General features: G+C 53.8%; 9 protein-coding genes and 1 tRNA gene. 5 read left to right on the forward strand and 5 right to left on the reverse strand.

What is annotated here, in order from left to right; translation table 11 throughout:
• Positions 1-60: 60 nt before the first annotated feature.
• The 3 genes from AC6I9Z_RS13405 to AC6I9Z_RS13415 all read right to left on the reverse strand — a co-directional run bounded on the left by AC6I9Z_RS13405 (position 61) and on the right by AC6I9Z_RS13415 (position 4,942).
• On the reverse strand, positions 61-846 hold the full coding sequence (locus AC6I9Z_RS13405; RefSeq protein ID WP_109356660.1) for an outer membrane beta-barrel protein: 786 nt from the start codon (positions 844-846) through the stop codon (positions 61-63).
• Between the two features lie 186 nt (positions 847-1,032).
• Positions 1,033-3,567, reverse strand: coding sequence for a penicillin-binding protein 1A (locus AC6I9Z_RS13410; protein WP_461456279.1), 2,535 nt, complete (start codon positions 3,565-3,567; stop codon positions 1,033-1,035).
• 100 nt (positions 3,568-3,667) lie between these two features.
• Positions 3,668-4,942: an N-acetylmuramoyl-L-alanine amidase gene (locus tag AC6I9Z_RS13415; RefSeq protein ID WP_461456280.1), complete on the reverse strand. Its 1,275-nt coding sequence runs from the start codon at positions 4,940-4,942 to the stop codon at positions 3,668-3,670.
• Positions 4,943-5,474: 532 nt separating this feature from the next.
• Between AC6I9Z_RS13415 and AC6I9Z_RS13420 the strand changes: the two genes are divergently transcribed.
• From AC6I9Z_RS13420 to AC6I9Z_RS13430, 3 genes are all read left to right on the forward strand, one after another.
• Positions 5,475-7,991: an Rne/Rng family ribonuclease gene (locus tag AC6I9Z_RS13420; RefSeq protein ID WP_497810963.1), complete on the forward strand. Its 2,517-nt coding sequence runs from the start codon at positions 5,475-5,477 to the stop codon at positions 7,989-7,991.
• Between the two features lie 402 nt (positions 7,992-8,393).
• A complete protein-coding gene (locus AC6I9Z_RS13425) occupies positions 8,394-9,797 on the forward strand; it encodes a M48 family metalloprotease (protein ID WP_461456282.1) in 1,404 nt (467 codons plus the stop codon).
• A gap of 133 nt (positions 9,798-9,930) precedes the next feature.
• Entirely contained in the window at positions 9,931-10,689 is a 759-nt protein-coding gene (locus tag AC6I9Z_RS13430; RefSeq protein ID WP_497810965.1) for a DsbA family protein, read from the forward strand.
• Between the two features lie 274 nt (positions 10,690-10,963).
• Here AC6I9Z_RS13430 and AC6I9Z_RS13435 read toward each other — a convergent pair whose 3' ends face one another.
• Together AC6I9Z_RS13435 and AC6I9Z_RS13440 are read right to left on the reverse strand one after the other, a co-directional pair.
• Complete coding sequence (locus AC6I9Z_RS13435) at positions 10,964-11,638, reverse strand: RlmE family RNA methyltransferase (RefSeq protein ID WP_461456284.1); 675 nt, start codon at positions 11,636-11,638, stop codon at positions 10,964-10,966.
• 16 nt (positions 11,639-11,654) lie between these two features.
• Positions 11,655-12,764, reverse strand: a complete 1,110-nt coding sequence (locus tag AC6I9Z_RS13440; RefSeq protein ID WP_461456285.1) for a Ppx/GppA phosphatase family protein — start codon at positions 12,762-12,764, stop codon at positions 11,655-11,657.
• Positions 12,765-12,934: 170 nt separating this feature from the next.
• Between AC6I9Z_RS13440 and AC6I9Z_RS13445 the strand changes: the two genes are divergently transcribed.
• Both AC6I9Z_RS13445 and AC6I9Z_RS13450 read left to right on the forward strand, forming a co-directional pair.
• Positions 12,935-13,008: transfer RNA gene (locus AC6I9Z_RS13445), tRNA-Gln, on the forward strand.
• A gap of 272 nt (positions 13,009-13,280) precedes the next feature.
• Positions 13,281-13,808 (forward strand): c-type cytochrome, encoded by a 528-nt coding sequence (locus tag AC6I9Z_RS13450; RefSeq protein WP_461456286.1) that lies wholly within the window; start codon positions 13,281-13,283, stop codon positions 13,806-13,808.
• Positions 13,809-13,866: the final 58 nt, after the last annotated feature.

The raw sequence follows: 13,866 nt of genomic DNA on the forward strand, positions 1-13,866 counted from the left end.
GGACATAGTCGTTCGGACGGCGCGCATATTTCTATATTATCGGGGAAATATCACCCGAAACTAGTTACCGCCGCCAAGAGGAATGCGGAAGCCGACATTGAACAATGATTGCTCACTCTTCACGCCCAAAGTCGCGGGCAACAGATTGACATCATAGTCGCCGCGATCCGTGGCACGATAAGTATATTGACCGAAAAGCTCGAAGGACGGGCTCAGTCTGTAAGTCACACCAGCTATACCCTGATAGGCGAAACGGGTCTTCTTATCATCAACCACATCGATTCCCGATGGCGCATATTCGACATCCTGTCTGGTAAAGCCAACGCCCGCGCCCACATAAGGCACGAGACTTTCACTGATCTTGAAATCATAGAGAGCATTGGCAAACAGACCATAGTTTTTGATCTGGCCGTCATCGGTACTCAATACCGCACCTACGGTGGGATTGGCCGCATTGGCGGCACCACGGGTCAGTATCGCGGAATCTAAGCCGTCAATCACGGTTCCACCAACGGCTAAATCCCGATGCAAATCAACATTGGCCTTGTTGTAAAAGCCTTGCAGTTCCACCCGGAAGCCATTGTCAAAACGATAGCCAGCCAACAGATTCAGATCGAGGCCGTTATTGAGCTCTGTCGTCCAATCGAGATCAGTACCCGATGGAATAGCGTCAAAGTCAGCCGTTGCTGCTACATCGCCTTCAAATTCTCCGCGATTTTTTGAATCACTTGGTAAATTCAGTCCTGCCGATGCACCTACATAAGGCTCTCCGGCATGTGCGGCACCGCTGAACGCAAGAGACGTTCCTGCGGCAAGGACTGCAAATAGTTTATACGAACTACGCATATTCAACTCCAAACCCCTGTTCGGTGTTGCCCCGCTCGCGTGAATTGGGCATGCGCCTGATTATTTCAAGAAGATGGCAACTCGGCCCATCGCAAAATGGGCCGATTTTGGGTGATTCTATCACCGTTCGTCGTAAATTGTGGCACCGGTGCATCACCAGCGCTGCAGGTTCGCGGACTGCCGCTGCTAGTAGATTCCGCCCTCATCTTGAAGGAAGTCAGCATCATTTTGTGCTGGCCGGTTGCGGTTGTTGGCATCACGTTCGCGTGCTGCAAGTTTCGCGGCTCTTATTTGTGCCTTTTGGGCTTCCAGACGTGCCAGCAGTTCTTCCTTGCGGATGGATCGCCTTGGTTCGGTTTCCGGTTTAAATACGTCCCAAATCACGGCCGACCTGGGGTCATCGGACGGCCAGCCGCCAAAGACCCGCTTGCCACTCTTTCGGTCCACCCTGACCATACGGATACCGCGCGGCGCAACAAACGGCGTTTTTGGCATTCCAGCCATGGCTTTTTGAGCAAATTCCTTGAAAATCGGTGCGGCCAAAGTACCGCCCTGGGCATAGCCGCCCATATTAGCAGGCTGGTCAAAGCCCATATAAACACCAGCGACCATATCTGGGGAGCCACCGACAAACCAAACGTTGGTAGGACCACTTGCTGTTCCGGTCTTGCCAAATAGCGGACGGTTCAGGCTTTTCAGATTCTGCGCGGTACCGCGGGTGATCACACCTTCAAGAATATTGACCATCTGATAAGCCGTCATTGGATCCATAAGCTGTTTCCCGGCCGGACGCGGACGCGGCATTGCCTCGCCGTCCCAATCATCCCGATTACAATCTTCACAAATCCTTTTATCGGCACGGAAAATGACCTTGCCCTGACGGTCCTGCACGAAGTCGATGACCGTAGGTTGCAGTTCCCGTCCATGATTTACCAACATGGAATAGGCATTGGTCAGTTTTTCAACGGTCGTATCACCGGCGCCAAGCGCAAAAGCCAGATAGGGTTTATAATCGCCTATACCCATTGTCTTGATGGTCTTTACCACGTTGTCCATTCCCGCATCATTTGCGGCGCGTACGGTCATCAGGTTACGGGATTGCTCCACTCCCCAACGCAGCGTTTGCTCTCCTGCCCCGCGAGAGCCGCCGAAATTGCGGAAACATTTGCGGCCGAGCGCCGCCGATTGATAAACACAAAAGGGACTGTCGACAATGATGGTCGCTGGCGTCATGCCTTGGTCCAGCGCGGTGGCATAAACAAACGGCTTGATTGTGGAACCCGGTTGGCGCTCTGCCTGCGTTGCGCGGTTAAACGAACTCATCCGGTCATCAAACCCGCCCTGCATTGCCCATATCCGGCCGTTGCGAGGGTTTTGCACCACCATTCCGCCCGAAACCTTGGGAACATTGCGCAGCACATAGCTGCTGCCACCGGCCGGGCTTACCGCGATAATATCACCTGCGGCCAGCTTACTCGGCGCGTTCCCGATGCGCCCGGTTGTGCCATCGGTAAACCCGATTTCAGCACCATTGCCCGAACGGTTCAAAGCAACCGCGATGCGCCAGTCAGCATGGTCAGTATTGATGAAAGTTGAGGCCAGGCGCTGCGCCCACTGATCATCCATCTCGATCTTGTTAATCGGTCCGCTCCAGCTTTTGCCGCGACTATAACGCAGCAAGCCATTGCGCAGAGCAACCTTGGTATAGTCTTGCAATTCGGGGTTCAACGACGTGCGAACCCACAGGCCGCCGGAATAAACGCTATAAGGTCCGGCTTCCTCATTCTCGCCAAATTGCTCGATCAACTGGCGCCGGACTTCCTCGATAAAATAGCCGCCAACGCGCTGAAAGCGCGCACCGCGAGAGCGGATCGCACCCAAAGGTTGGGCAACTGCCAGATCATGCTGTTCCTGCGTGATCCAATCATTGTCCAGCATCCGACCCAATGCCCAATCGCGCCGGTTAATAGCGCGCTGTTCGTTATTTTCAGGCCGATAGTTGGACGGCCCCTTGGGCAGGATCGCCAGATACGCCATTTCATGCAGTGCCAGTTCATCTACGTCCTTGCCAAAATAAGCCTGAGCAGCGGCCTGCACACCATAAGCGTTCCGGCCAAGAAATATCTGGTTGAGATAGAGCTCCAGAATCTCTTGCTTGGTCAGAACCTCTTCAATCCGGTAAGCCAGCAAAGCCTCCCGTACCTTGCGGCGATAGGAAACCTCATTGGTCAAAAGCAGGTTCTTGGCAACTTGTTGTGTGATCGTGGATGCACCGACCGGCCGTCCGCTGCTTGAGATGTTGGTCACAATCGCTGTTGCGATGCCGGGATAGTCGAGACCGCCATGTTCAAAAAATGTCCGGTCTTCTGCGGCCAGATAAGCGCGTATCAATAGCGCAGGATATTCGGCATATTCCAACTGTACCCGGCGTTCACGGGCATAGCTGTGAACCGGTTCGCCATCGTAAGCGCGCACCATTGTGGGCAATGGCGGCTCATATTGCTGAAGGGTCTTCGCATCAGGCAGGTCGCGAGCGAAAATAACCCAGATCAGCAACCAGCCCAGCAAGCATAATGCGACAAAGGCCAGAAACAGCCGAAACCAACGATTTTCCCACAGTTTTTCAACACGATTGAGAAAACCGCCAGTGTTGCGTTCCAGCTTGTAGGCAAGACTTTCGGGCGCGCTAGTGCCTTGATTATCGGGTGTATTTTCGACCATATACTGCGCTATCTAGCAGTATCAGGAGCATTTTCCAGAGAATATCGACGAAAAACTTTACCGACACATGATGTTACAAAAGTCAGTGTTACGATATCCGCTATTTGGACCCCGCACCAGAGCTTTGCGATCCGCGCTGTGCCAGTTTCCGCGCGAAATGTGCTTCGATTGCGTTGGCGATACCAATGGCAACCTTCGACTGGCCGGCACGGGAGCTCAGCAGTTCGACATCCTCTTTGTTGGTCAGATAGCCACTTTCAAACAAAACCGACGGTGTGTCAGGCGCTTTCAATACCACCAGAGACGCGAAGCGATGTGGATTGGTGCGGAACTTTATCATCCGCTGCCCTTCGCGGATCAGCAGCTTTGCAAAATCGGCGGATACATTCATCGTTTCGCGCTGGGTCAGGTCGATCAATATCGATGACACGTCGCGATTTGACCCGCCAAGATTGACGCCATTGATGATATTCGACCGATTTTCACGTGCTGCCAATTTGGCCGCTTCCCGGTCAGATGCCACTTCGGAAAGGGTATATACGGTAGCGCCAGCGGCTGATTCATTGCCTGCAGCATCGGCATGGATAGAGATGAACAGATCCGCATCCAGCCTGCGGGCGATGCCGTAACGCTCCTCGAGCACAAGATATTTGTCACTGTCGCGTGTCATCGCCACACGCACCCGGCCACTGGCAACCAGCTGATCGCGAACAGCGCGTGAAATGGCGAGAGTGATGTTCTTTTCGCGCTGACTGCCATGCGGAGAAATCGCCCCCGGATCATGGCCGCCATGGCCCGCATCGATAACAACCAGCGGCCGGCTTGGGTCATCAGGACCACTGATTTTCGGGAGATCCACAGTGTCTTGCGGTTTTCCCAGGGGCACCTTCACGCTGTAGGTTTTCTTCGGGGGTTCGGCCCGGAATTTAACCGGCGGAAAGAAGGACTTACGCCCCTTCTTGATCGCAGCACCGCCAACTGATTGCATGCTAAGTTTCAGGCTTTTTCCATCGGCGGAAAAACTGCCTCCGGTAATGACTGCAGGACGATCGAGATCGAAAACGATCCGCGCCGTATTAGGGTCATACTGCCCCTGACGCACGGATTTTACGATCCCTTCAGCGTGGCCGCCACGCCCGGCTTTGCCGCCTTTGATGTCTACGGCAATGCGATCGGGACCAACTAGAGAGAATGTCGACGCACCCTCCACCAGACCGTCGAAAGAAACAGTTATCTGACCATCGCTGCTATCGATACGGCTTACAGAGCCCGCACCTGCAGGGTTCAGGGCCAATAGCGAGGATGCTAAAATTGCTGCGAATGGCATGGCCGCCTTATGCAATGTGCCAGCCATGTCGGTCCAGTTAAAATTCATATCGGCGGCATCATCCTCGGTTTCCCACCACAAAACGCGGTAAAAACCCTATTAAGGATAAGCCTATAAGCGCCGGTAAAATGACTTGGTTAACAGCATTTTTACTATATTTGCGATGAACTTAACCCCTATTCGCAACGATAGTATGCCGGTGGTCCGATACGGTGATAGTTTGTGTTGCCGATTTGCTATTGCGGTGCTAGCACCCCATCTGTGTCGTCAGAAATTTTAAAAACGGCACGAGCTAAGCTGGATGTTTATCCAGCATATACAGGTTGAAGCGACATGAGGCATGACATCTCCGGCTCCGAAACTCTTCCACAGGGAAGCGTTTCTATGGACGGAAAGACCCTGGCTAACGGCCCGGGCCATGCATTTGTCGCAGACACATTTTTTTCAGAGATATTTGAAATTAACCGGATGACGCCGCCCGCTCCCCCTATTTCGGCAGCGCGCAAGAAGACGTCGTCCCTTTTATATTGCATGGTCCCGCCGGGAGCATTCCCGCCGCATCATGCCAGGAGTATATTGAATGACAACGCGCATGTTAATCGACGCGCGCCACCAGGAAGAAACCCGGGTGGCGGTCGTAAAAGGGAACAAAATTGAAGAGTTCGATTTTGAATCTTCCGAACATAAACAGCTAAAAGGCAATATTTATCTAGCAAAAGTGACGCGGGTCGAACCGTCGCTACAGGCCGCTTTTGTCGACTATGGCGGAAATCGTCACGGGTTTTTGGCCTTTAGCGAAATCCATCCCGACTATTACCAGATTCCAAAAGAAGACCGCGAACGCCTGCTCGCAGAGGAAGCCGAGCATGCCGCCGAAGAAGCGGCCCTGCGCGCTCAAGAGGAAGAGGAAGAAGATGCACCGGCAGACATGGTGCGCAGCGAAGCGACCGAAGAGCTGGATACCGCACTGGTTGAAGTCGAGAAAGACGAAAGCGTCGATACAATTGATGTCACCGAAGGCGAAGTGCCAGCCGAAGATACCAATGGCGATGACAGTGACGACGACGAAGATGGCGATGAAGATAGCGGCGATGAGGAAGACGGTGAAGCTGAAGACGAAGCCGACGATGATAACGATGCATCGGCAGACAGCGACAAAGAAACCGAAGCCAAAGGTCGCAGCAGACGCGGTAAGGGCCGCAACCGCGGACGTGGTGGTCGTGGCGGCAAAAACGTAGCCAAAGCCAGCGATCAGGCGCGCCAGAAGCGCATGGCCCTGCGCAAGCGTTACAAAATTCAAGATGTTATCCAGCGCCGCCAGGTTGTTTTGGTGCAAGTCGTTAAGGAAGAGCGCGGCAATAAAGGCGCGGCTCTCACCACCTATCTGAGCCTGGCCGGCCGCTATTGTGTGCTGATGCCCAATACGTCTCATGGCGGCGGTATCAGCCGGAAAATCAACAATGCCGGTGATCGCAAGCGGTTAAAATCGATCATCGCCGATCTTAATCTACCCAACACAATGGGCTGCATCGTTCGCACTGCAGGCCTGTCGCGGACCAAACCGGAAATCAAACGCGACTTCGATTATCTTGCCCGGCTGTGGGATGAGGTTCGGGAGAATACATTGGGTGCAGTCGCCCCCAAGTTGATCCACAGCGACAGTGATCTCATCAAGCGCGCCATCCGTGACATCTATAATCGCGAAATTGAAGAAGTGCTCGTCGAGGGCGCAGATGGCTATACAGCGGCCAAAAACTTCATGAAATTGCTAATGCCCAGCCACAGCCGCCGCGTAAAAAGCTATGCCGACCCGGTATCGCTGTTTCAGCGCTATGGTGTCGAAGATCAGCTTTCGGCCATGTATCAGCCCGAGGTTCAGCTGAAGTCCGGCGGTTATCTGGTGATCAACCCGACCGAAGCTTTGGTGTCCATCGACATCAACTCTGGTCGTTCCACGCGGGAACATGGCATTGAAGCGACAGCGGTCAAGACTAACCTGGAAGCCGCCGCGGAAATTGCGCGCCAATTACGACTGCGTGATATGGCTGGACTAGTGGTTATCGATTTCATCGACATGGATCGTCACGGCAATATCCGCAAGGTCGAGCGCGCGATGCGCGACGCGTTAAAAAATGATCGCGCGCGCATTCAGGTGGGCCGGATTTCCAGCTTTGGATTGCTGGAGATGAGTCGCCAACGCCTGCGCACCGGCGTATTGGAAGCTTCAACCAAGGTCTGCCCGCATTGTGAAGGTACAGGACTTGTCCGTACGGCGTCCTCTTCTGCGCTTTCAGCCCTGCGTCTGATCGAAGAAGAAGCGGCCAAAGGCAAAGCCAAACAGATTACGCTGACGGCCAGCCAGGAAGCCACAATCTATGTGCTGAACAGCAAGCGGCACGAGATTGATGAAATTGAAAAACGTTACGGCGTTTCAGTAGAGATCACACCTGATGGAGAAACTGAAGGCGCGCGGATGGAAGTCAAAGGCTCTGGCGGCCCTCCCAAAAATGTTCCGAAATTCGAACCGATTGTCGATGAAGATGATGACGATATTGTCGACACCGCTGAACCGGATGAAGAGGCAGAAGAACGTCCCCGCAAGCGGCGGCGGCGGCGCGGACGTCGAGGACGCGGCGGAGATCGTAACAACGAAAGCAAGGTCGAAACAGGTGACGGCAACCAAGCCGCCGATAAACAGTCCGACGAAGACAGTAAAACGGAAACCGCAGAGCAAGGCAGCGATGATGGCGAAAAGCCAAAATCGCGACGCTCCAGAGGTGGACGCAACCGGAAGTCGGATGATGAAAAAGCAGCAGAGACTGGTTCCGATGACAATGCTGAGGTAGCGGAAAAACCGAAGCGGACCAGCCGCTCACGCAAGAAAGCGGAAACGCCAGTTGATGAAACGGACAGTGCACCAGCCGCCGATGACGGTGTAGCGAAAGACGACGAAGAGAAGCCAAAGCGTCGCCGCGCACCACGCAAAACCAAAGCATCAGCTGAAAAATCAGATGCAGCGGCGGAAACGACCGATGACGCGAAGGTAGAAAAACCGGCGGCAAAAAAAAACGACTCGTTCAAGGGCCAAAAAGGCTGATGCGGACGGCACGGAAGCCGCTGAAAAACCAGCCAAGAAGGCCCCCGCCAAAAAGACAACAGCGAAGAAGTCGGCTGCAAAAAAAGTTGATGAGAGCGCTGCAAAGGAAAGTAAGGTCACTAAAAAAACCGATGATACGGCAGATAAAACCGACCAGAAGGCGGAATCGCCGCGCGGCGGATGGTGGCAACGGACCTTTGGTTGATTGTTGGCGATTAATTGCTTGAATATGGGCCTCTGTATACAGAGGCCCATAATCCCATCCCGACCGTTTTGGCCATTGCCGAACAAATTCCGGTTTGCAGAGGAATAGATAGATTTCATCGCAGGTTCACTCTGTTTGTGGTAATGGACAAGCGAATTTGCCAGAACTTCATCCAGAGGACGTCCCGAAGGAAATCTATGTCATCGCCGAATGATACCAAGCGCCAACCGTTTGCTCACCTTTCTCTCTCCCGCATCGGACAACTCATCACCGCGTTTCTCGCGATGGTCGCGATCACCGTTCAACCGGTTGCCGCGCAATCCATTCTTCGCGATGCCGAGACTGAAGCGCTGTTCAGCGATATGGTATCACCTTTGGTCGCAGTGTCCGAACTGGATGCAAAAGATGTCGAAGTTATCCTGATCAACAGTAGCCAGATCAACGCCTTTGTCGCGGGCGGACAGCGCATGTTTTTCTACTCCGGTACGATCGAGGCCGCCGACAGTGCGGTCGAAATTCAGGGGATCATGGCACACGAACTGGGTCATATTACCGGCGGTCATATCATCCGATTTGATGAGGGTATCAAGACCGCAACCGGCATTACCATTCTCAGCCTGATCCTGGGTGCCGCCGCCATTGCCGCAGGTGCTGGCGATGCAGGCGCCGGGATATTGGCCGCAGGTCAGCAGGCTGCGACCGGTAAATTCCTGGCTTTTAGCCGTGTGCAGGAGCGGGCAGCAGACTCCGCTGGCGCACGCTATCTTTCCGCCGCTGGGATCACTGGTCGGGGTTCGATTGATTTCTTCAAAAAGCTGCAAAATTATGAGTTCCGTCTCGGCATTCCGCAAGAGGATAGCTATGGCCGCACCCACCCGCTCTCTGGCGAGCGCGTGACGCTGCTCCGAGACGTCTACCAGGCCGATCCGGCATGGGACACACCGCCAGATCCGGAAATTGAAAAACGTTTTCAGCGTGTTAAGGCAAAATTGCTTGGTTTCACCAATGAACCGACGACCACGTTGCGCAAATTCCCGGAAAGCGACCAGAGTATCCCTGCCCGTTATGCACGCGCCTATGCCTGGCATAAAAGCGCTTATCCCGACCGCGCTTTGCTTGAGGTCAATAATCTCCTCAAAGATGCGCCGAATGATCCCTATTTTCTGGAACTGCACGGCCAGATCCTGCTGGAATCCGGTAGACCGAAAGAGGCTATCGCCTCACTTCGAAAGGCCGTACGCCTGACCAATAACCAGCCTCTGATCGCCAGCCTGTTCGGCCATGCACTGATTGCAACGGAGGATGAAACGCATTTTGAAGAGGCAGAGCGGGTCCTGAAGGCCGCCGTCGTTAAGGACAACCGTAATCCTTTCGCCTGGTATCAACTAGGCGTTGTCTATTCCCAACAAGGCGATACCGCGCGCGCGCAATTGGCGACCGCAGAAAGTGCCCTGCTGCAGCGCAATTACGGCAGTGCGATCCGCAGCTCGCAAATCGCTATGGCAGGAATCAAGGAAAACACACCGGAATGGATCCGCGCGCAGGACATATCTCTGATCGCGAAAAATGAATTTGAACGGTCAGACCGGCGTCGTCGCTAAGCTGGTTTGCAAGCAACGCTGACAGGCAAAATCTAAACTCCCCTGTAACAATTGTGGACAAAGGGACGAAGCTTCGACAAGGAGGCTTCGTCTTTTGGAATGGAAGAACGTGGAAAATACAAATAGAAAGTGGATGATTATGGCAGGTGGCGGTTTGGCCATAGCAGCGGCTGCAGCCGTCTGGTTCATGCAAACAGGCGGAACGTCCGCCAGCGACGAAACTGCGCGGGCCGCACTGGCGGCGGGCATTGACAACAAACAACAGGCGGCCATCGAGGCCATTGTCCGCGACTATATTCTCAAAAATCCGGAAATCATTCCCGAAGCTGTCGAGATATTGCAGACTAGGCAAAAGACTGCTGCAATTGATGAAATACGCTCCGATATCGAAGCGCCTTTTGCGGGAGCTGCTTTTGCGGGAAACCCCAATGGTGATGTTATCATTGTCGAATATTCCGACTTTGCCTGCCCCTATTGCAAACAGACGACGGCCGATATTGACCGGCTGTTGAAAGAAGACAAGAATATCAAGGTTGTGTTTCGCGAACTGCCTATCCTTAGCGAAGCGAGTAATGACGCAGCCCTGATGGCATTGGCGGCCGCCAAGCAAGGGAAATATTACGCCTTCCACAAAACCATGTTCGCTACGGGACGCCCTACCCCATCAACAATCGAAAGCGCGGCCAAGGAAGTCGGCCTGGATATGGCCGCAGCCCGCAAGTTTATTGCGACGCCAGAGGCTCAGCGGGAGTTACAGAACAACATCGAGGTCGCCCGGAAGCTTCAGTTTACCGGAACACCGGCCTTTGTGGTGGGCAATCAGACCGAAGTCGGCGCGGTCGGCTATGATGGTATCAAGGATATGATCGCCAAGGCACGCGGGTCTAAATAGTCCGAGGTTTGAGGCCTGGTTGAGAGTGAGCGTGTCGGGTAAATCGCGGGGTGAGAGCCGGTCGCGCCCGGTATCAGCCATTCTCGACGCTTTCCTACAAACCACGCTTTGTGATAAAAACTGACCAGCTCTTTCTCAGTTTTGAATATCATCCCTGCACGCTATTCTTGCACTTGCGACTATGAGAATTGTGTGAACTTTGAACGGCAGTCGACTGGATAGATATCGCTAAAAGGACACAGTAAACATTGTAAACTTCGCCGCCATTGGCTTTTCAGGCGGTTTCCGACCGTCCCTTGAAACCTTGAGCCACCACATACCATTCGGATGAACCCTTGCGGCTTGCCGGAGGTTTGGCATGTTTGACAGTCTTGAAATGCTTTTTGAGCATGGCCAGCAATTCGTTGTCAGTCCCGCCGGCCAGGACCTTTGCAACAAAAGCGCCGCCTTCCTGCAGGTTTTCAATCGCAAAATAGGCGCCGGCCTCCACCAGGCCCATGGTACGCAGATGGTCTGTCTGCTGATGCCCGACCGTGTTGGCAGCCATGTCAGAAAGGACGAGATCAGGCGCACAGCCCAGCGCATCCATCAATTTGTCTGGCGCGCTGTCATCCATAAAATCCATTTCAAAGATGGTGACGCCTTCGATTGCATCGACCGGCAACAAATCGATGCCAACAATCTTCGCCTGCGGAACGAACTTGCGGATGACCTGGGCCCAACCGCCCGGCGCAATACCAAGATCGACGACGGCTTTGGCCTTGCGGACAAATTTGAAACGCTCGTCCAGTTCCAATATCTTATAGGCTGCACGCGAACGATAACCATCCGCTTTCGCCTGTTTGACATACGGATCGTTCAACTGCCGTTCCAACCAGCGTGTCGAGCCGATTTTCCGGCCCTTGGCGGTTTTTACGCGCTGTCGTTGTCCCGACCTGCCCCGGCTCATGGCGATTTCCTCTTCATTATCGCCGCACCCTTTCGTTGGAGGACATCAAGGAACGCAATATACCTTCCCTAATCCCGCGATCAGCTACACCGACCCGGCTTGCAGGCCAGATGTCGAGGATGGAATCGAGAATGGCACACCCACCGACCACGAGATCTGCGCGCTCTTTGCCGATACAGGGTATCGCCGCACGTTCCTCTGGAGAACATGCCGCCAGCATAGCACTGATGTCGCGCATTGATTCGGCTGGCACAATTAAACCATCAATGACCTTTCGGTCATAATGCGGCAGTTTGAGGTGCAGACTGGCCAGCGTGGTCACGGTGCCGCTGGTGCCCAGCAAGCGAAAATCACTATTGTCGGAAGATGGCAAGCGACTGGCGAATTCCGCAAAACTGTCAGTGACCCGTGCGCGCATGTTGGAATAGGCCTGTTCGCGCGCCTTCGCATCGCTGCCATCATATTTCTCGCTCTCGGTCAGCGAGACCACGCCCCACGGCGCGCTGAGCCAATCGATGATTTCGGGGGCCGCTCCGGATGTATCGACCAGCACCAATTCTGTTGATCCGCCGCCAATGTCGAATATCAAAGCTGGCCCCTTGCCCGGTTCCAGCAAAATCTGGCACCCAAGTACGGCAAGACGCGCTTCTTCCTCGGCTGTAATGATATCAAGCGCAATGCCGGTTTCCTGCCGCACACGGTCGATAAACTTGTCGCCATTGCTTGCCCGTCGGCATGCTTCTGTCGCCACGGAACGCGCCAGTGTTACATTGCGGCGTTTCAGTTTGTCGGCACAGATGGAAAGAGCCGCAACAGCCCGGTCCATCGCGCGGTTGCTGATCCGCCCTGTCTCGACCAAGCCTTCACCTAGCCGCACGACGCGGGAAAAGGCATCGGTCACGATAAAACCATCAGCAGAAGGTTTTGCGACCAGTAGCCTGCAGTTGTTCGTACCTAGATCAATCGCCGCATAAGACCGCAATTTGGGCCAGCGAGCACCATTATTTCGATAGGGAGGCGCATTTCGACTCCCGTTTTTATGTGTCGCCGCATGTTTCGGGCGGGCCGTCTTTGCCGGTTTTCCGCCGTCCTGTCGTTGCGGCGATGGGGATGATTCATCCACCATAACCGTTACTCTTATATTTCTCCGGATCGGGTAATACCGCCGGTACTTGACTGTAGAGATAACCCCGGGGCGTTCGATGTGCAAGAGTTTAGCGCTAAACGACCCGCCATCTCGCGGATTTGAAAAACCTTGACCAGCTTGCATGCCGGGCCTATTGCGCGCCCCGGTACTCCCCTGTCGTCTAATGGTAAGACTACGGACTCTGACTCCGTCAATTGAGGTTCGAATCCTCACGGGGGATCCAAAACAAGCAATGTCTTGAGGAATATCTATATTCGAACGAGAGTCGGTTGTTTGATTTGCAAACACCTTTAAGGACAGCCCAATCGCAGTTTTGACGCCTGGCGGTATGTCGGTGGCACATGATTCCGTAGAGGCAATTGTACTTCCGGTAGCCCCGATCACCTGCATACTGATATGCTGCTAGCACCAAAAACTTCCTTCAATTTTTCGGAATTCTGCACTACACGGCTGGCACATCAAATATGCCATCTAATTCAGGAAAGAGGAGACAATATGCTCAAGTTCAAAACCCTAACAGGGGTGATTGCTTTGTCGGCTCTCGCAGCAGCCTGTTCCGGTGGAGGATCAGAATCCACTCCGCCAGCAGACACAACCGAATCAAAAGCATCAGAGCCAGCGTCAGAAGTAACTGAAACGACTGCTGCGCCTGCTGATTCTGGAACACCCGCTGCCGACGACATAGCAACGCTTGATGGTGTTGAATATGCCAGCCTGACCGGCGACGCAGAGGCCGGGAAAAAGGTATTTACCAAGTGCCGCACTTGCCATGTCACCGACCCAGGGGTGAACCGCATTGGTCCATCAATGGCAGGAATTATGGGCAATCAGGCAGGTGCAGTTGAAGGATTTAACTACACTGATGCCAATAAGAATAGCGGTATTACCTGGACCGAGGAAAAAATGTTCCAGTATCTGGAAAAACCGCAACGCGTGATTCCAAAGACAAAAATGGTCTTTGCTGGCCTGCCGGATGCACAACAGCGGGCGGACGTAATCGCCTATCTGAAAGACCCGAGCTAATTGTCTGCCCGTTGTATGTCTGGAAAAGGGTCAGGATTTTTTCCTGACCTCATCTCTT

This window comes from Parasphingorhabdus sp., assembly GCF_059726685.1.